At 70.6% G+C, this 21,917-nt stretch carries 17 protein-coding genes and 1 tRNA gene; 6 read left to right on the top strand and 12 right to left on the bottom strand.

Translation table 11 applies throughout. The features are described from left to right. Window positions 1–35: 35 nt before the first annotated feature. From HDA32_RS17985 to HDA32_RS17995, 3 genes are all read left to right on the top strand, one after another. The gene (locus HDA32_RS17985; RefSeq protein ID WP_179644288.1) at window positions 36–464 is read left to right on the top strand and encodes a PaaI family thioesterase; all 429 of its coding nucleotides are present in this window, start codon (window positions 36–38) and stop codon (window positions 462–464) included. Between the two features lie 58 nt (window positions 465–522). Further along, entirely contained in the window at window positions 523–1,335 is an 813-nt protein-coding gene (locus HDA32_RS17990) for a DUF554 domain-containing protein (protein WP_179644289.1), read from the top strand. A 338-nt stretch (window positions 1,336–1,673) separates the two neighbouring features. Then, a complete protein-coding gene (locus tag HDA32_RS17995; RefSeq protein WP_179644290.1) occupies window positions 1,674–2,927 on the top strand; it encodes an ABC transporter substrate-binding protein in 1,254 nt (417 codons plus the stop codon). 347 nt (window positions 2,928–3,274) lie between these two features. Here HDA32_RS17995 and HDA32_RS18000 read toward each other — a convergent pair whose 3' ends face one another. From HDA32_RS18000 to HDA32_RS18020, 5 genes are all read right to left on the bottom strand, one after another. After that, the gene (locus tag HDA32_RS18000) at window positions 3,275–4,135 is read right to left on the bottom strand and encodes an ABC transporter ATP-binding protein (protein ID WP_179644291.1); all 861 of its coding nucleotides are present in this window, start codon (window positions 4,133–4,135) and stop codon (window positions 3,275–3,277) included. Continuing rightward, window positions 4,132–4,992 carry an ABC transporter ATP-binding protein gene (locus HDA32_RS18005; RefSeq protein ID WP_246334406.1) on the bottom strand — a complete coding sequence of 287 codons (861 nt, stop codon included), beginning with the start codon at window positions 4,990–4,992 and terminating at the stop codon, window positions 4,132–4,134. Before HDA32_RS18005 ends, HDA32_RS18000 begins: the two co-directional genes overlap by 4 nt. After that, on the bottom strand, window positions 4,982–5,965 hold the full coding sequence (locus HDA32_RS18010; protein WP_179644292.1) for a branched-chain amino acid ABC transporter permease: 984 nt from the start codon (window positions 5,963–5,965) through the stop codon (window positions 4,982–4,984). Before HDA32_RS18010 ends, HDA32_RS18005 begins: the two co-directional genes overlap by 11 nt. A 10-nt stretch (window positions 5,966–5,975) precedes the next feature. Then, window positions 5,976–7,370, bottom strand: coding sequence for a branched-chain amino acid ABC transporter permease (locus tag HDA32_RS18015; RefSeq protein ID WP_179644293.1), 1,395 nt, complete (start codon window positions 7,368–7,370; stop codon window positions 5,976–5,978). A 299-nt stretch (window positions 7,371–7,669) separates the two neighbouring features. Continuing rightward, window positions 7,670–8,233 (bottom strand): ANTAR domain-containing response regulator, encoded by a 564-nt coding sequence (locus tag HDA32_RS18020; RefSeq protein WP_179646776.1) that lies wholly within the window; start codon window positions 8,231–8,233, stop codon window positions 7,670–7,672. Between the two features lie 163 nt (window positions 8,234–8,396). On the opposite strand from HDA32_RS18020, the gene HDA32_RS18025 reads away from it, so the two are divergent. The 3 genes from HDA32_RS18025 to HDA32_RS18035 all read left to right on the top strand — a co-directional run bounded on the left by HDA32_RS18025 (window position 8,397) and on the right by HDA32_RS18035 (window position 10,481). After that, window positions 8,397–8,470: transfer RNA gene (locus HDA32_RS18025), tRNA-Leu, on the top strand. 437 nt (window positions 8,471–8,907) lie between these two features. Then, window positions 8,908–9,369, top strand: a complete 462-nt coding sequence (locus HDA32_RS31855; protein WP_312863233.1) for a hypothetical protein — start codon at window positions 8,908–8,910, stop codon at window positions 9,367–9,369. A 167-nt stretch (window positions 9,370–9,536) separates the two neighbouring features. Then, window positions 9,537–10,481, top strand: coding sequence for a DUF1266 domain-containing protein (locus tag HDA32_RS18035; RefSeq protein WP_179644295.1), 945 nt, complete (start codon window positions 9,537–9,539; stop codon window positions 10,479–10,481). Between the two features lie 164 nt (window positions 10,482–10,645). Here the strand turns inward: HDA32_RS18035 and pyk are convergent, their stop codons facing one another. The 7 genes from pyk to gltB all read right to left on the bottom strand — a co-directional run bounded on the left by pyk (window position 10,646) and on the right by gltB (window position 21,585). Beyond that, complete coding sequence (gene pyk, locus HDA32_RS18040; protein ID WP_179644296.1) at window positions 10,646–12,076, bottom strand: pyruvate kinase; 1,431 nt, start codon at window positions 12,074–12,076, stop codon at window positions 10,646–10,648. A gap of 71 nt (window positions 12,077–12,147) precedes the next feature. Then, a complete protein-coding gene (locus tag HDA32_RS18045; RefSeq protein WP_179646777.1) occupies window positions 12,148–12,702 on the bottom strand; it encodes a type 1 glutamine amidotransferase domain-containing protein in 555 nt (184 codons plus the stop codon). 194 nt (window positions 12,703–12,896) lie between these two features. Then, window positions 12,897–13,787: a prenyltransferase gene (locus tag HDA32_RS18050; protein ID WP_179646778.1), complete on the bottom strand. Its 891-nt coding sequence runs from the start codon at window positions 13,785–13,787 to the stop codon at window positions 12,897–12,899. Window positions 13,788–13,917: 130 nt separating this feature from the next. Then, window positions 13,918–14,319: a DUF2784 domain-containing protein gene (locus HDA32_RS18055; RefSeq protein WP_179644297.1), complete on the bottom strand. Its 402-nt coding sequence runs from the start codon at window positions 14,317–14,319 to the stop codon at window positions 13,918–13,920. Window positions 14,320–14,946: 627 nt separating this feature from the next. Further along, window positions 14,947–15,222: a hypothetical protein gene (locus HDA32_RS18060; RefSeq protein ID WP_179644298.1), complete on the bottom strand. Its 276-nt coding sequence runs from the start codon at window positions 15,220–15,222 to the stop codon at window positions 14,947–14,949. 180 nt (window positions 15,223–15,402) lie between these two features. Further along, window positions 15,403–16,857, bottom strand: coding sequence for a glutamate synthase subunit beta (locus HDA32_RS18065; RefSeq protein WP_179644299.1), 1,455 nt, complete (start codon window positions 16,855–16,857; stop codon window positions 15,403–15,405). Window positions 16,858–16,890: 33 nt separating this feature from the next. Beyond that, window positions 16,891–21,585, bottom strand: a complete 4,695-nt coding sequence (gene gltB / locus HDA32_RS18070; RefSeq protein ID WP_179644300.1) for a glutamate synthase large subunit — start codon at window positions 21,583–21,585, stop codon at window positions 16,891–16,893. Window positions 21,586–21,917 lie beyond the last annotated feature (332 nt).

The following is a 21,917-nucleotide window of genomic DNA, read 5'->3' on the forward strand; positions in this document are numbered from 1 at the left end:
GGCCGGAGGGCCGACAAGACGAGAGAAGGTGCGCGATGGCGCTGGACGCCCGGCGGCTCGACGAGATCATGACCGACCCGGGGGCCTCTGGCGGCGATCTCGGCAGGCAGATGGGACTGGAGATCCTGGAGGCCTCCGTCGAGCGCATGGTCGGGCGGATCCCGGTCAAGGGCAACACCCAGCCCTTCGGGCTGCTGCACGGGGGCGCCTCGTGCGTGCTCGCCGAGACACTCGGCTCCGTCGGCTCGATGATCCACGCCGGGGAGGGCCGCATCGCCATGGGCATCGAGATCAACGCCACGCACCACCGCAGCGCGACCAGCGGCCACGTCACCGGCGTCGCCGTCCCCGTCCACCTCGGCCGGACCCTGGCGACCTGGGACATCACCATCACCGACGACAACGGCGGGCGGGTGTGCACCGCGCGCCTGACCTGCATGCTGCGCGACGCGCCGACCGCCTGAGAGTGCGGCGTACGCGCGGCGCACCAGGGCCGGGCACACCAGGGATCAGGAGGACTCGATGCCGGGACTCGGCACGCTCATCAACGTCGCCGCGATCGTCGCCGGCTCCGGGCTGGGCATGGCCCTGGGCGGCCGGCTGCCCGAACGCACCCGCGAGGTCGTGACCGGGGCCCTGGGACTGGTGGTCCTGCTGATCGCCGCGATGAACGCGGCCGAGGTGCTCGACCCGGGGCTGGCCGCGGCGGTGGGCTCGGCCGCCCCCACCCTCATCGTCCTGGCCTCCCTGCTCATCGGCGGGGTCATCGGCTCGCTGCTGCGCCTGGAGGACCGGCTGGAGGACCTGGGCCACCTGCTGCGGCGCAGGCTCACCCGGCAGCCCGTCGCCGCGGGCGAGGCGGGGGCCGCCGAGGCCCAGGCCGCACCGGAGCCGCCCGCGCCGGAGCCTTCCGCGCCCCCGGCCGGACCACAGCGCTTCGTCGAGGGGTTCGTCAGCTCATCCCTGGTCTTCCTGGTCGGCCCGCTGGCGATCCTCGGCGCGATCAGCGACGGGCTGGGCAACGGCATCGACCAGCTCGCGCTCAAGGCCGCCCTCGACGGGTTCGCCGCCGTCGCCTTCGCCGCGGCGCTGGGCGTCGGCGTCATGGCCTCCGCCGCGCCGGTGCTGGTCTACCAGGGCGCCTTCACCCTGCTGGGCGTGGTCCTGGGCAGCTTCCTGCCCGACTCCCACATCGCGGCGCTCACCGCGACCGGCGGCCTGCTGCTGGTGGGGGTCGCGCTGCGGCTGCTGCGCATCCGCTCGCTGCCGGTCGCCGACCTGCTGCCCGCCCTGCTCGTCGCCCCGGTCCTCACGGCCCTCGTCGCGATGGCCTAGCCGACGCGGCGGCGCAGCCGGCCCTGACACTGGGTCACCACCCTCCGGCGACCGCCGGGGCCGCGGCCGAGCGCGCCGACCGGACACGCAAGGCGACGCAACGGCGACCTTGCGTACAAAGCCCAGTTGAACTGGGATTTCTGCCGCACGCGATGACTACGGGTAAGTAACAGCATGAACCCGACTCGGCACCGACCATCGGTGCGATCTTCCTGAACAGGACGCTCCGTGATTAAGCTCCGCTAACGCCCTCGGTTAAGCAGGGTCGTCCACAAGACGACCCGGGCGTTGCGTGGTTGACCAAGCGCGTTTGACGCCGGTTGAACGGAGAGACCTGAATGCCAAGCAAGAAGGCCCTCAGCCTCACGGCCATGGCCGCGGCCCTGGCCCTCGGATTGACCGCGTGCGGCGGCGGAGGCGGCGGCGGTAACGACGGAGGAGAGGGAGACCCGCTCCAGTTCGGTTACGTCTTCCCCGAGACGGGCGACCTGTCGTTCCTCGGCCCGCCCCAGATCAGTGCGGCCAAGTACGCCATCCAGGAGATCAACGAGGCCGGCGGCGTGCTCGACCAGGAGCTGCCCGGCATCCTCGCCGGTGACGAGGCCAACGACGCCGCCCAGGCCAACGACGCGGCCGGCCGCCTGCTCGACCAGGACGTCGACGCCGTCCTCGGCGCCGCCGCGTCGGGCATGACCATGGCGATCATCGACCGGGTCACCGGCGCCGAGGTCGTCCAGTGCTCCGGCTCCAACACCGCGCCCGACCTGAGCACCTACGACGACGGCGGTTACTACTTCCGCACCGCCCCCAGCGACCTGCTGCAGGGCCCGGTCCTCGGCCAGAAGGTCGTCGACGACGGCAACCAGAGCGTCGCCGTCGTCTACCGCGCCGACGACTACGGCCAGGGCCTGGCCGAATCCGTCGCCACCTCGCTGGAGGAGAACGGCGCCGAGGTCGTGCTGAACGAGAGCTACGACCCCATGGGCACCAACTTCGACTCCGTCATCCAGCAGGTCTCCAACTCCGACGCCGACGCGGTCGTCATGGTCTCCTTCGAAGAGGGCGTCCAGATCATCACCGGGCTGATCGAAGAGGGCATGGAGCCCAGCCAGATGTACAGCGCGGACGGCCTCAACAACGAGAACCTCGGCGAGCTCGTGGACTCCGGCGACCCCGGGGTCGTCTCCGGATTCCAGGGCACCGCGCCCGGCGTGGACAACCCCGAGTTCGATGAGGGCCTGACGGAGTTCGACCCCGACCTGGAGGTCTTCCAGTACGCGCCGCAGGTCTACGACTGCGCGATGGTGATCGCGCTCGCCGCCGAGGCCGCGGAGAGCACCGATCCCGCGGTCTACGTCGACCAGATGACCGCCGTGACCCAGGGCGATGAGCAGTGCACGGGCTTCGCCGAGTGCCGCGACATCCTCGCCGAGGGCGGGACGGTCGACTACCAGGGCGCCAGCGGCCCGCTCGACTTCGACGAGAACGGCGACGTGACCGTGGCCTCCATCATGATCTACGGCTTCGCCGAGGACGGCACCCACGAAGCGCAGGACTTCGTGGAGACCACCCCTGAGGGGACCGTGGAGTAGCGCAGCAGCGGACACGGCGGGGAGGGACGCCCCCCAGGACGCGCCCCCGGGCCCTGGCCCGGGGGCGCGTTCGCGTGCCGGGCGGGCCCCGTTCCCTCCTCCGGCTCCCTTCACCGGGCGCCGGCTCCCCACCTCCGGCCTCAGAAGGCCGGGGCCCTGATTCCAGCGGGTGGTGAAGGCCCGCCCCGGGAAGAGCCGGAGAAGACCCCAGTGGCCAAGGACGGCGGACAGCACCGCCCGGCCGCCGCGGTTCTCAGCGGTCCGCCGGACCGCGGACGCGCGATAAGGGGCCCCGGGACCTCGTTCGGTCCCGGGGCCCCTTATCGGACGAAGGAGGCGCCGACGGATCAGGCCTTGGCCAGCGTCCCCAGGTACAGCTCGATGACGTTGGGGTCGTGCAGCAGTTCCGCGCCGGTGCCGGTGTAGGCGTTGCGGCCCTGGTCCAGCACGTAGCCGCGGTCGCAGATCTGCAGGCAGCGCCGCGCGTTCTGCTCCACCATGACCACCGAGACGCCGGTGGAGTTGATCTGCCTGACCCGCTGGAACACCTCGTCCTGGTAGATCGGCGACAGCCCGGCCGTGGGCTCGTCCAGCAGCAGCACCGACGGCTCCATCATCAGCGCCCGGCCCATCGCCACCATCTGGCGCTCACCGCCCGACAGCGCCCCGGCCTTCTGCCTGCGCCGCTGCGCCAGCAGGGGGAACAGGTCGGCGACGACGGCGAAGCGCTTGGCGAACAGCGACGGGCGCAGATAGGCGCCCATCTCCAGGTTCTCCTCCACCGTCAGCGTCGGGAACACGTTCTGCGTCTGCGGGACGTAGCCCACCCCGCGCGACACCAGCTCGTGCGCCGTGAGGTTGGCGATGCTGGAGCCGCGCAGCATCAGCGAACCCTCGCGCACCGGGATCAGCCCGAAGATCGTCTTGATCAACGTGGACTTGCCCGCGCCGTTCGGCCCGATGACGCCGACGACCTCGCCCTCGGCCAGCGTCAGCGTGCAGCCGTCGAGGATGTTGACCTCGGGCACGTAGCCCGACACCACCTCGTCGGCGACCAGCAGGTACTCCTCCGGATCGGCGGCCTCGGCGCCGGCGTGCTCGAGCACCTCCTCGCGCGCCTGCTGATGGGCCTCGACCGACTCCTCCGGCGCCACAGCGGGCTCCTCGGCGGCCTCGGCCCTCTCCGGCTTCTCGGGGTTCTCGCTCATCGCTCCTCCTCGGCGCCGTCGCCCGGCTCGTCGTGCTGCGCGCCCAGGTAGGCGTCGATGACCTCCCGGTTGGACCGGATGTCCTCCGGGCAGCCCTCCGCGATCACCTTGCCCTGGGCCAGCACCACGATCCAGTCGCTGATGCCCATGATCACGTCCATGTCGTGCTCGACGAACAGCACCGTCACGCCCTCGTCGCGCAGCGCCGTGATGTGCCCCAGCAGCGACTGCACCAGCGCCGGGTTCACCCCGGCCATCGGCTCGTCCAGCATGATCATGGAGGGATTCACCATCAGCGAGCGCGCCATCTCCAGCAGCTTGCGCTGCCCGCCGGAGAGGCTGCCCGCCATCTCGTCGCGCTTGGCCAGCAGCTTGAACCGCTCCAGCAGCGCCTCGGCCCGCTGCACGTTCGCGCGCTCCCGGGCGCCCCAGAGCGGGCGCAGGAACGCGCCCCACATCCGCTCACCGACCTGCCCCTGCGCCGCCAGGAGCATGTTGTCCATGACGGTGAGCCGAGTCAGCGCCTTGGTGAGCTGGAACGTGCGCACCATGCCCCGGCGGGCGACCTTGTGGCCGCTCACCCCGTTCAGGCGGTGGCCGTTGAAGGACCACTGCCCCGCGTCCACCCGATCGAAGCCGGTGAGCAGGTTGAACAGGGTCGACTTGCCGGCGCCGTTGGGGCCGATCAGCGCCGTGATGGTGCCGCGCTGCACCTCCAGGTGCTGCACGTCCACCGCTGTCAGGCCGCCGAAGGAGCGCCGCACGCCGCTCGCCTTCAGGATGGGGTCGGGCTTGGCGACACCGGGAGCGGGTTCGACGCCGGCCATCCGGCCGGCCGTGGTCGGCTCACTTGACATTGACCAGCATCTCCTTGCGGTTGCCGACGATTCCCTGCGGCCGGTACACGATCAGCAGCAGCAGCGCGAGCCCCACAGCGGCGTGGCGCAGCACACCGGCGTCCGAACTCTGCAGGAACGGCAGCGCGCCCGAGGCGGCCAGCGCCCGGAGCAGTTCGTCGAACACGGTCAGCAGGAACCACAGCGACACCGCGCCGATCACCGGGCCGAGCGTGCGGCCCGCGCCGCCGAGCAGCAGCATCGCCCACAGGTAGAACGTCACCTGCGGCATGAACTGGTCCGCGGTGACGGTCTGCTGGTTCAGCGCGATCATCGCGCCGGCCAGCGCGCCGAACACGCCGCCCAGCACCAGGCTCTGCATCTTGTAGGCGAAGACGTTCTTGCCGAGGCTGCGCACGGCCTCCTCGTCCTCGCGGATGCCCTTGATGACCCGGCCCCAGGGGCTGTGGATCAGCATCCACATCACCAGGCTGGCCAGGACGACCAGCCCCCACGTCACCGTCATCAGCCACATGTCGCGCGACGAGAAGGAGACGCCGCCGATCCCGTAGGTACCCGAGAAGGGGCTGAGGGCGTAGAAGCCGTCGGCGAAACCCTGGAGGCCGTAGACGCCGCCGGTGATGTCCTGGGCGAACGAGGCGCGGTAGACCAGCCGGGCCACCTCGGCGACCGCGATCGTCGAGATCGCCAGGTAGTCGGTCCGCAGCCGCAGGGTCGGAATGCCCAGCAGCAGCGCCAGCACGACCGCGCAGCCGATGCCGGCCAGGAAGCCCACCCACAGCGGCAGGTCGAAGGTCGTGACGCTGACCGCCACGCCGTAGGCGCCGACCAGCATGAAGCCGACCTGACCGAAGTTGAGCAGCCCGGTGTAGCCGAAGTGCATGTTCAGGCCGATCGCCGCGAGCGCGTAGACCGCCGCGATGGGACCGATCGCCGTCTCCAGGGCGGTGGTCAGGATAAAGATGAAGTCCATCGTCCGTCTCCTAACCGACCCGCTCGCGGCGGCCCAGGATGCCCTGCGGCCGGACCAGCAGCACGATGATCATGATCGTCAGCGCCCAGGCGTTCATCAGCTCCGCCGGGAACCACAGTGTCGAAAGCTGCGCGACCAGACCGATGACCAGGCCGCCCACCATCGCGCCGTAGGCGGTGCCCAGACCGCCCAGGATCACCGCGGCGAACATCAGCAGCAGCAGGTGGAAGCCCATCTGCCAGTACACGGTCTGGTTCAGGCCGTAGAAGACGCCGCCCAGCGCGGACAGCGCGCCGCCCAGCCCCCACACGTAGAGCGTCACCCGGTCGACGTTGATGCCGGAGGACTCCGCGAGGTCCCGGTTGTCCGAGACCGCGCGCATCGCCTTGCCGATCCGGGTGAACTGCAGCAGGCAGCCCACGGCGATCAGGACGACCACGGACAGCAGCACGATCGTCAGGTCGCGCGGGGTGATCGTGACCGGGCCCAGACGCAGCGACTCCTGCAGCTGGAACTCGTCGTAGGGCTGCCGGCTGCCGCCGAAATACACCAGCAGCAGGTGGCGCAGCAGCAGCGCGACACCGATCGAGACGATGAACATCTGGATCAGCGCGACGTTGCGCTTGCGCAGCGGCCGCCAGAGGAACGCCTCCAGCCCCGCGCCGAGCAGCGCGCCCAGCACCACCGCGATCAGCGCGGCGACGACGAGCGGGACGTCGTCGAACACCGAACCGGTGCTGAACAGCAGGGCCATCATGGACCCGAACGTGACCATGTCGCCGTGGGCGAAGTTGATCATCCGAGTGGTGCCGAAGATCAGCGACAGGCCGATCGCCGAGATCGCGATGATCAGGCCGAAGACCAACCCGGCCACGGTCAGCTGGACGAGCTTGGTGCCGAACGGGGTCCCCTCGCTGACACCGGGGGCCGTGGTGACCCCCTCCTCCGCACCCTGGGGATCATCGGCGCCACCGGCGTCCTGCCCGCCCTCCTCCTCATCGGCGGAGGCGCTGGGCGAGGCGGACTCGCTCCCCTCCTCGCCGGGGAGGGCCAGATTGAAGATCACCACCCGCTGCTGGCCTTCGCGGACCTCGACATCGTCGTGCTCGGCGCCGGGCCTCTCCGCGACGACGTACTCGTCGGGTACGGACTCTTGGTCCAGGACAATGCGGTAGTCGCCCGGTCCGGGCAACTCCACTTCCCAATTTCCGTCAGGGTCGGTGGTCGCCGTCCCGATCTCCTCGTCCCCCTGGAAAACCGTGATGTCGAGGCCTTCGACGGCTTCCGGGTTACGGATCTGACCGTTGAGCGTCTCACCGCCCTGATCGTCTGCCACCGCCACGGCCGGGATCGCCAGGATGGCGGCGATCACGGCGAGCAGCACAGTCACGAGGCGTCTGCGCACGCGCGCTCCTTGCGCATCTGAGAATGCGGCACCGGGAGAAGTGCCCCGGGGCCGGCCGTTTGCTAACAGGTGGCGTGAGTTTAGCCCGGTTTACCCTGGTTCTTCAGCATGCCTAAAGCCACGTGATCCAAACGTCATTGCTTTGTGCGCATCCGTGACCGGATCGGTACACCGGCACGGTTGACGCCCCGGCCGCGCGTCGATCCGCCCGGACACGAGAAAGGGCCCCACGCTGCGGCGATGGGGCCCTCGTGACCGGTTGACGCGCGCCGAGTGCCGTCGGTGACCGACGGCTGCCACTACTCTTCGGCGAGCGTCTCGATGACGGTCTCGGCGACCTTGCGCATGGTCAGCCGGCGGTCCATGGAGTTCTTCTGGATCCAGCGGAACGCCTCGGGCTCGCTCAGGCCGTGCCTGCTCTGCAGCAGGCCCTTGGCGCGCTCGACCAGCTTGCGGGTCTCCAGCCGGTCGGTGAGCCCGCTGACCTCGGCCTCCAGCGCGGCGAGCTCGGCGTAGCGGCTGACCGCCATCTCGATGGCCGGCACGAGGTCGGTCTTGTTGAACGGCTTGACCAGGTAGGCCATCGCCCCGGCGTCGCGCGCCCGCTCGACCAGCTCGCGCTGGGAGAAAGCGGTCAGGATGACGACGGGCGCGATGCGCTCCGCCGCGATGCGCTCGGCGGCGGAGATGCCGTCGAGCACGGGCATCTTGATATCCAGGATGACGAGGTCGGGTTTGAGCTCGCCGGCGAGACGCACCGCGGTCTCGCCGTCACCGGCCTCCCCCACGACGGCATAGCCGTCTTCCTCAAGCATCTCCTTGAGGTCCAGTCGGATCAGGGCCTCGTCTTCCGCGATCACCACGCGGCTCTGCGTCTGCGTCACGAACAAGAGCGTACCGAGATCCGCTACGATTGGGTGCACTGCGTGGGGCCTACGCCTGCCGAGTCGGCGGCACGACCAGTTGATGACGATTCGGAAAAACGCACGCCAGTAATTTCCCCGATTCGTTTGACAGATCAGAAAAGCCCTGGTAGACCAACCGGCAGAGTCGGCGCCCTCAAAAGGCGCGTAGTGTGGGTTCGAATCCCACCCAGGGCACAAACAGCAGGTTCGATAACTGGCCGCCCTTCGGACGGCATTTTTTGTTGGCGGCCCACTCAGGCGTCCACCAGATGACACCTGTGGATATCGAACACTCGTTCGCACTATTCCCGCATGCTTGAAGCATGTACTCACGCCATATCCGCCGGCAGGCGACCTCCCTTCACCGATCCGGGCTCTCCATCAGCGAGGTGAGTCGACAGACCGGCATCTCCCGCGCGGCCATCCGCGATTGGATCCTCCATCCGGATCGTGTCGAACGCGCATCTGAACCCTGTGTTCGGTGCGCGCCCATTCCCCAACCGCCCGAACCGCAGCCCGCTTACAGTTACCTCCTCGGCCTTTATCTCGGTGACGGTTACATCAGCTACGTCGGCGACCGGGCGAAAAAGATCTGGGCGCTCCGCATCGCCTGCGCGGACGCCTGGCCCGGTTTGATCGAGGAGTGCGTCGACACGCTCGAAGCCGTGCTCCCGGGGCACAAGGTCAGCGTCCTCAACAGGGAGGGCTGCAAGGAGGTCACCGCGCGTTGGAAGCACTGGCCCTGCTACTTCCCCCAGCACGGCCCCGGAATGAAACACCTGCGCAGGATCGAACTCGCCCCATGGCAGTGCGACATCGTCGACCGGTATCCCGAGGACTTCCTCCGCGGGCTCTTCCATTCCGACGGCTGTCGCATCACCAACCGGATCAGGCGCACGGTCGCCGGCGAGGCCAGGCGGTACGAGTACCCGAGATACTTCTTCTCCAACGTGTCCAGGGACATCATGGAGCTCTGCGGCTTCGTCCTCGACCAGCTCGGTATCGAGTGGAAGATGGCCAACGCCAAGAACCTCTCCGTCGCCCAACGTGCCTCCGTCGCCCGGATGGACGAGTTCATCGGCCCCAAACGCTGATACTCGTTCAGCCGGGCGGTCACATCACGGCTACAACCTGAACACAACACGTTGCTTTGGTCGCCTCGACGGGTCGCCGTCGCCGATCCTGGAATCGGGAGTGCTGTGGGTGGGTGCGCGGCAGGGTGGTCTATACCTGCTGCGATCCCTTGCGAAGGGAGTGGCGGGTGTTCACCGCGGTGGTCGGGGTCCTGGGCGGACTGGCGATCGTGGCCTGGGCCGTGGTGGCCTGGGCCTCGAAGCGCCGTCAGCCCTGGCTGATGGCCCCGCTCGCGCTGTTCACCGTCGTCCTCGTCGCCGTCGGCCAGCCCGGTTGGGCCCTGCTGCCCGTGGTCGCGCTGGCCGCCGGGTCCTTCGCCGAGCTGGTGATCGGCGCCAGGGAGGCGCCCACACTGCGCACCAAGGAGCCCGATGCCCCGTTGAGCACCGAGCGCTGGGCCGCGGCGGTCGCGGCGCCGTTCCGGGTGGCGCTGGCCGAGCCCTGGGACGTGGTGGCCCGGCCGCAACTGCGCCGGCGCTACCGGAAGGTGTTCGAGGCGGAGTGGGGCGTCGTGGACCGCGAGACGCTGCTGGCCGCGGTCGACCGCCTCTGGGAGGAGCTGCACACCGGGCACAGCGCCGATCTCGTGGTCGACCTGCGCACCGGCGTCGTCCGCAGCCGCGCTCCCGAGGGGCGGCGCGAGGAGGAGACGGCCCTGCTCTCCCCCGGCCAGGTGGCGCGGATGCGTGAGATCACCGGGGTCGACGAGTCGGACGAGACCGTGGTGATCGGTGCCTACCAGTGGTGGAAGTCGGTGCACCTGATCCGGTTGGCCTGCGGCGGCGCGACGCTGGACTGGCTGAGTCCGGTGGAGACGCAGAGCCTGCTGCGCCGGATCGCCTCGGACCTGCAGCGCCGCTACGCCGGCTGGCAGCAGCTCGCCGAGGCGTTCCACGGCGGGTACCTGATGTGGCACGGCGGCGGGTCCGACGACGCCGATTCGGACCGGGTGTGGACGGCGCTGGGGCTGCTGACGACCGACCCCGCCAGCCCGTGGAACCTGCTGCCGTGGGACATGCCGCTGGAGCGGGTCACACCCGAGCACGGGATGCCGAGCGCGCAGCCGCACTGACCGGTTTCGCCCGCATCCGTGCGGGCGGGGGCGCTCGCGGCGCGGGGACGGCCGGGACGCCGCCCCGTGGCGGTCGGTCGCGTCCGGGGCCGTGCGGCGGAGCCCGTCCCGGCCCCTCCCCGGGTGGACGCGGGTGCGCCTGCCCGAGGAGCGGGGACCGGCGGCTACTTGCCGTGGGCGATGGCGTCGCCGATGCGGTGGACGCGCAGCGAGTTGGTGGAACCCGGGGTTCCCGGAGGGCTGCCGGCCACGATGACGACCTTGTCGCCCTTCTGGTAGCGGTCCATCTCCAGCAGTTCGCTCTCGACCTGGCGGACCATCTCGTCGGTGTGGTCGACCCACGGAACGCAGTGGGTCTCCACCCCCCAGGTGAGGGAGAGCTGGAAGCGGGTGGCGTCCTGGGTGGTGAACGCCATCAGCGGGATGGGCGAGCGGTACCGGGCGAGCCGGCGCGCGGTCTCGCCGCTCATGGTGAAGGCGATCAGGGCCTTGGCGTCGACCGTGGCCCCGACCTCGGCCGCGGCGCGGGCGATGGCCCCGCCGGTGGTCTCGGGCACCCGGTTGAGGATGTGCGAGGCCCGCAGGGACTCCTGCTCGGCCGCCGCGACGATCCGCGCCATGGTCTGCACGGTCTCGATCGGGTACTGGCCGACGCTGGTCTCGCCGGAGAGCATGACGGCGTCGGCGCCGTCGAGGACGGCGTTGGCGACGTCGGAGGCCTCGGCCCGGGTGGGCCGGGGCGCGCTGATCATCGACTCCAGCATCTGGGTGGCGACGATGACCGGCTTGGCCTTGTCGCGGCAGCGTTCGATGGCGCGCTTCTGCACCATCGGGACGTTCTCCAGCGGCAGTTCGACGCCGAGGTCGCCGCGGGCGACCATGACGCCGTCGAAGACCTCGATGATGTCCTGCAGGCGCTCGACGGCCTGCGGCTTCTCGATCTTGGCGATGAGCGGCACGCGCACGCCCGCCTCGTCCATGATCTTGTGGACGTCCTCGGCGTCGGCGGGGCTGCGCACGAACGACAGCGCCACCATGTCGACGCCCTGGGCCAGCGCCCAGCGCAGGTCCTCCTCGTCCTTGTCGGTCAGCGCGGGAACGCCGACGGAGACACCGGGAAGGTTGAGTCCCTTGTGGTTGGAGACCTGGCCGCCGATGAGGACGCGCGTGTGGACGTCGGCGCCGGTGGTCTTGACGCACTCCAGCACGACGCGGCCGTCGTCGATGAGGACGCGGTCGCCGGGCCGGACGTCTCCGGGCAGGCCCTTGTAGGTGGTGGACACCCGGTGCCTGTCGCCGGAGACGTCGTCGACCGTGACCGTGAACTCGTCACCGGGGTGCAGGTCGATGGGGCCGTCGGCGAACGTGCCCAGGCGGATCTTGGGTCCCTGCAGGTCGGCGAGGATTCCGACGCTGCGGCCGCTGGCGGCCGCGGCCGCGCGCACGTTCTCGTAACTGGCGCGGTGGTCCTCGTGAGTACCGTGGCTGAGGTTGAGTCGCGCTACGTCCAGCCCGGCGTCGACGAGCGCGCGGATGGTCTCCGGGCTCGATGTGGCTGGGCCGAGGGTCGCGACGATTTTTGCTCGACGTGTCACAGTACACACTCTAGAGCGTTCCGGCGGTTGATTGGTCTAAACCAAGTTGCGAGTAGGCGTCGGTGAACCGGCTACTTCGCGAAGGTTTCGACCGCGGTCTTGTTGAAAGCGGGCAGGTCGTCGGGCTTGCGGCTGGTGACGAGGGTGTTGGCGCCACCGGAGCAGACGGCGACCTCCTCGTCCACCCAGTTCCCGCCGGCGTTGGTGATGTCGGTGCGCAGGCTCGGGAACGAGGTGAGCCTGCGGTCGCGCACCGCGTCGGCCTCCACCAGGGTCCACGGCGCGTGGCAGATGGCCGCGACGGGCTTGCCCGTGTCGAAGAACTCCTTGACGAATGCGACGGCGCGCTCGTTCTGCCGCAGGAAGTCGGGGTTGGCGACGCCGCCGGGCAGCACCAGACCGGTGTAGTCGCCGGCCCTGGCCTCGTCGACGGTGGCGTCGACGGGGAAGGTGTCGCCCTTGTCGAGGTGGTTGAAGCCCCGGATCTCGCCGCCGGAGGTGGAGATCAGCTTGGGCGTCCCGCCGGCCTCCAGGATCGCGTTCCAGGGCTCGGTGAGCTCGACCTGCTCGGTGCCTTCGGGCGCGGCGAGGAAGGCGATGGTCCTGCCGTTGAGTTCGTTGGCCATGGTGTCCACGTCCCCTTCGTCGATCATGGCGTCGTGTGCGTCATGGGGCGGCTCGGCCCCGTGGGGCCCTCTGCCCTGCGCGGCGCCCGTTACGCATGGCGACGGCGGTGACGTCGCACTTGGGAGGGGGATCACACCCGGCGGGACGGAGAAACCGGGCGGGCGCGTGCGCCGGGCGCGGCCCGCCCGGTGGCTCACGGGGCGGGACGCTCGGCTTCGGCGCGCTCGTCGAGGCGGCCGTAGGCGCGCAGGGTGCGCAGGCGCTGCAGGGTGATGAGGCCGCGCCACTCCGGGACGGTGGCGGGGCACCAGCTCTCCCAGTTGAAGTGCCAGCCGCCGTCGGCGTCCTGGGCCCTGATGAGGGCGTCCAGGTGGGCGTCGATCTGGGCGTCGGTGAACAGCTCCCGCGCGATGTGGTCGGGGTCCTCGGCGAGGTCGAGCGGCGTGTGGACGTGCCCGGTGGCGTCGGGGTCGACCTGGATGACCGCTCGGATCATCGGGGCCAGCCGGGCGAACTCGGCCTTGGCCCGGGTGCGGTCGGGCGCGTGCTGCAGGAACGTGCACACGGCGATCGCCTGGTAGGGGTTGGTCCAGCGCAGCGCGGCGATGCGGGTCCAGCAGAACGCGGTGGCCCGGTCGCGCCAGGGGTGGGTGATGTGGTGCTTGTGCAGCAGGCCGGCGATCGCCGCGGTGGGGTTGAGGCTGCCGGTGAAGTCGCCGTGTTCGCGCCACCACGGCGCGGCCTCGGTGTGCCGGACGCTGGGCAGCACCTGGGGCAGCCCTCCGTCGGGGCGGGTGATGCTGGTGAGGTGGGCGCAGAGGGGCCTGGCGATGTCGCGGGGCACGGGCCCGAGTTCGTCGAGGATGCGCAGGGCCGCTTCGGCGGCCTGCGGCTGGCTGCCGTGCCCGCGTAAGTCGGGTTCGAGGCCGTTGCCGTAGCCTCCGTCGACGTTGCGGTAGGCCGCGAGGACGCTGCGGACCGGCTCGGCCGGGCCGCTCTGGAAGAAGGCGAAGCGGTAGCGGTCGATCAGCCGGGCGTTGCGCATGATGAAGTGCTGGGCGAGGTGCAGGGTGTCAGGTGTCACCATGGTCATAATCTGAAAATACGCCTGCCGACCTCGGCTCAAACATGGCGGGTTCAGCCGCTCGATCCGGCGTTTTCGCAGTTCAGCGACTAATTTTCCGGTCGAGGGGCTCCCATCCGGGCCGAAATCCTCACGATTTCCTAACGCGCTCGCGGAACTTCGGCCTCTCGCCGTTCGTTGCGCCACGTCTTCGCCAGGCCGCGCCGGCCCAGGAGAGCAGGACCACGGCGGCCACCGCGATCTGCACGTGCAGGAGGTAGCGCTCGGGGTAGACGACGTCGGTGAGGTAGTGGGCGACGAACCCCTCCTCCGGCAGCCCCTGGTGCCCGGCGCGGGTACGCGCCCACTGCTCGACCACGGTGAGCGGACAGGTCCAACCCACGATGACGATGCCGAGGCCGTAGGCGGCGCACGCCAGGTGCGGCCAGAACGCCCTGGGCCACCGCCAGGCGAGGAATCCGCCGGCCGCCACGTAGGCGAGGAACGCGAAGTGCACGGCCATCGCCGCCTCGCCCAGGACCAGATACCCCATGGCACCAACGCTATGCACAGGGAAGACCGCGCGGTATCCGTTCTTCTACTCATCCCGCGGCCGCGGGGCCCGCTGCCGCCGCCTCCCGGTTCCGCCGCCCGCCCCGGATCGTTGATGGGGGAAGGCGGGGCTGTTTCCAGGTCCTGCCGTGGTCCTGCGGGCCTGGTGGGGCTGTTGTCGGCGCGCAGCGTCCGGCGGCGCGGGAGATCTCGGGTCACCGCTTTCGCGGTCACCGGCCCATTGGGGAGGCGGGCGACCGGCACGGGATCGTGCGGGGCGACCTTTCGCGCCGCCGGCGCGCTGACGGCGGCCTTCCCGGGTCATGCGGTGGTGAACGGGAGAACTGCGGCCACAGCCCTCCGACTCCCACCGGCGATCTGGTGTGAGGTGGGGCGCTCATCGGGCTCTGACCGCCGCGTTCGCGGGCGGGGCGGGCTTTCCGGGACCCGGATCCGCTGCGCCGCCGGCGGCTTGCGCGCACCGCGACAGCCGACCCCCTGTACGGACCCGATCGTCAGGCACCGGCCATGCCGTCAGGACCGCAGCGGCGAATCCCCCGGCCCCACCCGATGACCTGAGCGCCCTCCCCCGGCACAGCAATACTCCCCGAAACAACGACTCAGGACACTAGGCGTTGCCGTAGGGCCGGTCCGAGCGCTCCTCGACGACGTCGTCGTCGCTCTCCCACTCCCCCGGCTGCTGCTCCGTCTCCTCCGCTTCCTCCGAGGTGTCGCCACGGCCGCCGTAGGGGTGGTCGATCGGGGTCATGCCCGGGTCTCCGCCGAACCGCGCCTCCTCCTCGGGGGAGCGCCGCGGTCCGTCCGCGCCGCGCCGGTCCCGCGCGGCCTCGTCCTGCCCGCTCTGCTGCTCCCGCGGTGCGGACGGGTCGGGTCGGTTCGTCATGGCTTCCCCTTCTCGTTGCCCGGTTTCGCCTGCCCGGCGTCCGCGGCGCCTCCTCGCGGCCGCGGCGCCGCGCGAACCGGCCCGCTACCCGAGGCGGCCGGCTCCTAACGCCGGCCGGGGGCGGACGCGGCGGGACCCCGGCGGACGGGTCGTCGGCCGGGGCCCGCGCACGGGTCTCCGCTACACCAGCGGCCGCTCCGTCGGCGGGATCGCCGTGGGCAGACTGGTCCGCTCGGACAGGTGGCGGTCGACGCCGGCGGCCGCGGAGCGGCCCTCGGCGATCGCCCACACGATCAGCGACTGGCCGCGGCCCATGTCGCCGGCGCAGAAGACGCCGTCGACGCTGGTGGCGTAGTCGGCGTCGCGCACGACGTTGCCGCGCCCGTCCAGCTCCACGCCGAGCTGCTCGATCATGCCCTCCTTCTGCGGGCCGACGAAGCCCATGGCGAGCGTGACGAGCTGGGCGGGGATCTCGCGCTCGGTGCCCTCGACCGGCTGGAAGCCGGAGTCGGTGCGCTCGACGTCGACCAGCTTCAGCGCCTTGACCCGGCCCTGCTCGTCGCCGATGAACTCCAGCGTGTTCACCGAGTACAGGCGCTTGCCGCCCTCCTCGTGGGCGCTGGTGACCTTGTACAGCATCGGGTAGGTCGGCCACGGCTGGCTGTCGGGCCGGCTTACGGGCGGCTTGGGCATGATCTCGAGCTGGGTGACCGACGCGGCGCCCTGGCGGTGGGCGGTGCCGACGCAGTCGGCGCCGGTGTCGCCGCCGCCGATGACGATGACGTGCTTGCCCTCGGCGCTGATGGCCGGGGCCTCGTCGTCGCCCTCCTGCACCCGGTTGGCCAGCGGCAGGTACTCCATGGCCTGGTGGATGCCGTCGAGCTCGCGGCCGGTCGCCGGCAGGTCCCGCCATGCCGTGGCGCCGCCGGCGAGCAGCACCGCGTCGTGCTCGGCGCGCAACCGCTCGGCGCTGATGTCCACGCCGATGTCGACCCCGGCGCGGAAGTGCGTGCCCTCGGCGCGCATCTGGCCGATGCGGCGCTCGATGTGGCGCTTCTCCATCTTGAACTCGGGGATGCCGTAGCGCAGCAGCCCGCCGATGCGGTCGGCCCGCTCGTAGACGGTCACGTCGTGGCCGGCGCGGGTGAGCTGCTGGGCGGCCGCCAGCCCGGCCGGGCCGGAGCCGACGACGGCGACCTTCTTACCGGTGCGCGTCTTGGGCGGCTGCGGCCGGACCCAGCCCTCCTCCCAGGCCCGGTCGATGATGGAGACCTCGATGTTCTTGATGGTCACCGCGGGCTGGTTGATGCCGAGCACACACGCCGACTCGCACGGCGCCGGGCAGAGCCGCCCGGTGAACTCGGGGAAGTTGTTGGTGGCGTGCAGCCGCTCGATGGCCTCACCCCAGTCGTGCCGGTGGACGAGGTCGTTCCACTCGGGGATCAGGTTGCCCAGCGGGCAGCCGTTGTGGCAGAACGGGATGCCGCAGTCCATGCAGCGCGACGCCTGCTTGGCCACCTTGCCGCGCTCGAAGTCCTCATAGACCTCGCGCCAGTCCTGGATCCGGACGTCCACCGGGCGGTGCCGGGGCACCTCCCGCTCGTTGATCTTGAGAAAACCCTTAGGGTCGGCCATTGTCCGTTCTCCCTCCTTTCCGTCAGCCGGCTTCTAGGACTGGGCTGCGGCCATGATGGCCTCGTCCACGTTGCGGCCCTCGCGCTCGGCGTCGGCCTGGGCGGCCAGGACCCGCTTGAAGTCGCGCGGCATGACCTTGCCGAAGCGCTCCACCTCGACGTCGAAGTCGGCCAGGACGCGCTGGGCGACGGTCGAGCCGGTCTCGGCGTAGTGCCGGCCCAGCACGTCCTCCAGGAACGCGCGGTCCTCGTCGTCGAGCGGATCGATGTCGACCATCCCGCCGTTGACGCGCTCGGTGTCCAGGTCGAGCACGTAGGCGATGCCGCCGGACATGCCCGCGGCGAAGTTGCGGCCGGTGCGGCCGAGGATGACCGCTCGGCCGCCGGTCATGTACTCGCACCCGTGGTCGCCGACGCCCTCGACGACGGCCAGCGCGCCGGAGTTGCGGACGCAGAACCGCTCGCCGACGACGCCCCGCAGGAACACCTCGCCCGACGTCGCGCCGTAGGCGATGACGTTGCCGGCGATGATCTGGTCCTCCGGGGTGAACTGGACGCCGTCCTCGGGGCGCACCGTGATGCGGCCACCGGACAGGCCCTTGCCGACGTAGTCGTTGGCGTCACCGGTGAGGCGCAGCGTCACGCCCTTGGGCAGGAACGCGCCGAAGGACTGGCCGGCCGAGCCGGTGAAGCTCACGTCGATGCTGTTGTCGGGCAGGCCCTCGGCGCCGTAGCGCTTGGTGACCTCGTGGCCGAGCATGGTGCCCACGGTGCGGTTGACGTTGCGGACCGGCAGGTCCAGCTTGAGCGGCTCGCCGTACTCCAGCGCGCCCTCCGACAGTTGGATCAGCGTGTTGTCCAGCGCCTTCTCCAGGCCGTGGTCCTGGCCGCGGACCTGGCGGCGGTGGTCGCCGGCCCAGGGCCGCACCTCGTGCAGGATCGGCGCGAGGTCCAGGCCGGAGGCCTTCCAGTGCTGTACGGCCCCGCCGGTCTCCAGGAGGTCGACGGCGCCGATGGCCTCGTCCAGGCTGCGGAAGCCCAGCGCGGCCAGGTGCTCGCGGACCTCCTGGGCGATGAACTCGAAGAAGTTCACCACGAACTCGGCCTTGCCGGTGTAGCGCTCGCGCAGCTCGGGATTCTGGGTGGCCACGCCCACCGGGCAGGTGTCGAGGTGGCACACGCGCATCATGACGCAGCCCGACACCACCAGCGGCGCGGTGGCGAACCCGAACTCCTCGGCGCCCAGCAGCGCCGCCACGATGACGTCGCGGCCGGTCTTGAGCTGGCCGTCGGCCTGCACCACGATGCGGTCGCGCAGGCCGTTGCGCAGCAGGGTCTGCTGCGTCTCGGCCAGGCCGAGCTCCCACGGCGTGCCGGCGTGCTTGAGCGAGGTCAGCGGCGAAGCGCCGGTGCCGCCGTCGTGGCCGGAGATGAGCACCACGTCGGCGTGCGCCTTGGACACGCCGGCGGCGACGGTGCCGACACCGGCCTCCGACACCAGCTTCACGTGCACCCGCGCCGAGGGGTTGGCGTTCTTCAGGTCGTGGATGAGCTGGGCGAGGTCCTCGATGGAGTAGATGTCGTGGTGCGGCGGCGGCGAGATGAGGCCGACGCCGGGCGTGGAGTGCCGGGTGCCGGCGACCCACGGGTAGACCTTGTGGCCGGGCAGTTGGCCGCCCTCACCGGGCTTGGCTCCCTGGGCCATCTTGATCTGGATGTCGTCGGCGTTGGTGAGGTAGTGCGAGGTCACGCCGAACCGGCCGGAGGCGACCTGCTTGATGGCGCTGCGCCGCAGGTCGCCGTTTTCGTCGGCGGTGAACCGGCGCGCGTCCTCGCCGCCCTCGCCGGTGTTGGACTTGCCGCCGAGGCGGTTCATGGCGATGGCCAGCGTCTCGTGGGCCTCGGCCGAGATGGAGCCGTAGGACATCGCACCGGTGGAGAAGCGCTTGACGATCTCCGAGACCGGCTCGACCTCCTCGATCGGGACCGGCTCGCGCACGCCCTCCTTGAGCCTGAACAGGCCGCGCAGCGTCATGAGGCTCTCGGCCTGCTCGTCGATCTTGGAGGTGTACTCCTTGAAGATCTCGTAGCGGCGCGTCCGGGTGGAGTGCTGCAGCTTGAAGACCGTCTCGGGGTTGAACAGGTGCGGCTCGCCCTCGCGGCGCCACTGGTACTCCCCGCCCACGGCCAGACGCCGGTGGTCGGCGGGGTTGACGGCGTAGGCGGCGGCGTGGCGCATGCGGACCTCCTCGGCGAGGACGTCGAAGCCGACGCCGCCGAGGCGGGAGGTGGTGCCGGTGAAGCAGCGGTCGACGACCTCGGCGCCCAGGCCGAGGGCCTCGAAGATCTGCGCGCCGGTGTAGGAGCCGACCGTGGACACGCCCATCTTGGACATGATCTTCAAGACGCCCTTGCCGAACGCCTTGACGGTGTTGCGGGCGGCTTCGGCGGCCTCCACACCGCCGATGACGCCGCGCGCGACCATGTCGCGCACCGTGGCCAGGGCCAGGTAGGGGCTGACCGCCGAGGCGCCGTAGCCGACCAGCAGCGCCACGTGGTGGCATTCGCGGACGTCGCCGGCCTCGACCACCAGGCCGACCTCGGTGCGGGTCTTCTCCCGCACCAGATGGTGGTGGACGGCTCCGGTGAGCAGCAGCGACGGGATCGGCGCGCGCTCGGCGTCGATGCCTTCCCCGCCCTCCTCGGAGTGGCGCCTCTTCTGCGCGCTCACGCTCCTCTCTCGCTGCGCCGCCGCCCCAGTGGGCGCTTCGCGCGTCGACGCCGACGACTCCGCTCGTTCGCTCGCATTCGCGTCGCGTCCCCTGTCGCTGAGCACGATGATGTGCGCGCCCTGCTCGATGGCCGCGGAGACCTCGGCGCAGATCTCGTCGAGGCGGGCGGCCAGCGCGGCTCCGCCGCCGGCCACCGGGTAGGTGCCGTTGGCGACGTGCACGCGGAAGGACGGGTCGCCCTCGGGGCCGCCCGCGGCGACGATCGAGGCGAGTCCGGCCTCGTCGACCACCGGGGTGGGCAGCACGACGCGGCGGCAGTCCTCGGGGTCCGGGGACAGCACGTTCTCCTCCGCGCCCAGCGCGGTGTGCAGGCTGGTGACCAGCTCCTCGCGGATGGCGTCCAGCGGCGGGTTGGTGACCTGGGCGAACCCCTGGGAGAAGTAGTCGAAGAGCTGCCGGGAGCGGCTGGACAGCGCCGCGACCGGGGTGTCGGTGCCCATCGAGCCGATCGGCTCGGCGCCGGTGCGGGCCATGGGCGTGAGGATGACCCGCAGCTCCTCCTCGGTGTAGCCGAAGACCTGCTGGTCGTGCACGAGGTCGACCACCGGGGCGGGCTCGGCCGCGGGGAGGTCGCCGAGGTGGACCGCACCGCGCTCCAGCCACTCGGCGTAGGGGTGTTCGGCGGCGAGTTCGGCCTTGACCTCCTCGTCTTCGATGATGCGGCCTTCGGCGGTGTCGACGACGAAGATGCGTCCGGGCTGCAGGCGGCCCTTGCGCACGACGCGGGCGGGGTCGATGTCCAGGACGCCGACCTCGCTGGCCAGCACGACGAGGCCGTCGTCGGTCACCCAGTAGCGCCCGGGGCGCAGGCCGTTGCGGTCGAGGACGGCGCCGATGAGCGAGCCGTCGGTGAAGGTGACGGAGGCGGGGCCGTCCCAGGGCTCCATCAGCATCGAGTGGAACTCGTAGAAGGCCCGGACCGCCGGGTCCATCTCGGTGTGGTTCTCCCACGGCTCCGGGATCATCATGAGCACCGCGTGCGGCAGCGATCGCCCGCCCAGGTGCAGCAGCTCCAGCGCGGCGTCGAAGGAGGCGGTGTCGGAGTCCTCGGCGTCGACGATCGGGAACAGCCGGGACATGTCACCGGGGATGAGGTCGCTGGCCAGCGTGGCCTCGCGCGCCCGCATCCAGTTGCGGTTGCCCTTGACCGTGTTGATCTCGCCGTTGTGGGCGACGTAGCGGAACGGGTGCGCCAGCGGCCACGACGGGAAGGTGTTGGTGGAGAAGCGGGAGTGCACCAGGGCCAGGCCGGAGGCGTAGCGCCGATCGGACAGGTCCGGGAAGAACGGCTCCAGTTGCGGCGTGGTGAGCATGCCCTTGTAGGTGATGGTGCGCGGGGACAGGCTCGGGAAGTAGACGCCGGCCTCGTGCTCGGCGCGCTTGCGCACGCAGTAGGCGTAGCGCTCCAGCGCGATGCCGGTCAGCCCCTCGGTGGCCGTGCCGGCCCGGCCGGCGACGAAGAGCTGACCGAAGAACGGCATGACCTCGCCGGCGGCCGGGCCGCAGTAGCGCGGCTCGAAGGGCAGGTCGCGCCAGCCGAGCAGGGCCAGGCCCTCCTCGTCGACGATGCGGCCGACCGCGGCCGTCGCCTCGGCGCGCTCGGCGGCATCGGTGGGCAGGAAGCCGATGCCGACGGCGTAGGCCCCGGCCTCGGGCAGGTCGAAGGGGCAGACCTCCCGGAAGAGCTCGTCGGGGATCTGGGTGAGGATCCCGGCGCCGTCGCCGTCGTCGGGATCGGCGCCGGAGGCGCCGCGGTGGTCGAGGTTGCGCAGTACGGTGAGCGCCTTCTCGACGATGTCGTGGCTGCGACGGCCGGAGAGGTCGGCGACGAATCCGACGCCGCAGGCGTCGTGTTCGTAGGAGCTGTCGTACAGGCCCTCGGAAGCGGTCTTGGCGTTCGGTCGGACGGACGAACGCTGCACCTGGCCAGCAGGCATCTACCCTCCTGTCGTCTTTCGTCTGCTTTCGAAAAAGCGCGTTCGGGACGACATTGGCCCTGCTGCGTCAGCGTGCGATGATCGCGTTACCCGCACCCATTACGCAGGCCGCCCACGGCGAACCTGCGTCCACTCCTTCGTGCCAACCGGTGTCTTACCAGGTAATCGCAACACTCGCTGGTAACTTACGTTACATGGCGGTCTGGACCCCTCGTCAAACGAAGGTCTAGACCAACCGTCGCCACGCCGCGACGGTCGATGGGGAGAGTCCCCGGCCCGCAAAGAATACGTCGGCCGATGCCGACGACCGTGGCGGGCCCTGCGAAATGTAT

It is taken from the genome of Spinactinospora alkalitolerans, assembly GCF_013408795.1.
Classification (GTDB): domain Bacteria; phylum Actinomycetota; class Actinomycetes; order Streptosporangiales; family Streptosporangiaceae; genus Spinactinospora; species Spinactinospora alkalitolerans.

Bases quoted from the DNA above. Each gene is read 5' to 3' on its own strand.
- HDA32_RS18010 (WP_179644292.1), bottom strand. From the start codon at position 5,965: ATGGACTTCATCTTTATCCTGACCACCGCCCTGGAGACGGCGATCGGT.
- HDA32_RS17985 (WP_179644288.1), top strand. From the start codon at position 36: ATGGCGCTGGACGCCCGGCGGCTCGACGAGATCATGACCGACCCGGGG.
- HDA32_RS17995 (WP_179644290.1), top strand. From the start codon at position 1,674: ATGCCAAGCAAGAAGGCCCTCAGCCTCACGGCCATGGCCGCGGCCCTG.
- HDA32_RS18065 (WP_179644299.1), bottom strand. From the start codon at position 16,857: ATGGCCGACCCTAAGGGTTTTCTCAAGATCAACGAGCGGGAGGTGCCC.
- HDA32_RS18060 (WP_179644298.1), bottom strand. From the start codon at position 15,222: ATGACGAACCGACCCGACCCGTCCGCACCGCGGGAGCAGCAGAGCGGG.
- HDA32_RS18005 (WP_246334406.1), bottom strand. From the start codon at position 4,992: ATGTCAAGTGAGCCGACCACGGCCGGCCGGATGGCCGGCGTCGAACCC.
- HDA32_RS18000 (WP_179644291.1), bottom strand. From the start codon at position 4,135: ATGAGCGAGAACCCCGAGAAGCCGGAGAGGGCCGAGGCCGCCGAGGAG.
- HDA32_RS18055 (WP_179644297.1), bottom strand. From the start codon at position 14,319: ATGGGGTATCTGGTCCTGGGCGAGGCGGCGATGGCCGTGCACTTCGCG.
- gltB (WP_179644300.1), bottom strand. From the start codon at position 21,585: ATGCCTGCTGGCCAGGTGCAGCGTTCGTCCGTCCGACCGAACGCCAAG.
- HDA32_RS17990 (WP_179644289.1), top strand. From the start codon at position 523: ATGCCGGGACTCGGCACGCTCATCAACGTCGCCGCGATCGTCGCCGGC.
- HDA32_RS18045 (WP_179646777.1), bottom strand. From the start codon at position 12,702: ATGGCCAACGAACTCAACGGCAGGACCATCGCCTTCCTCGCCGCGCCC.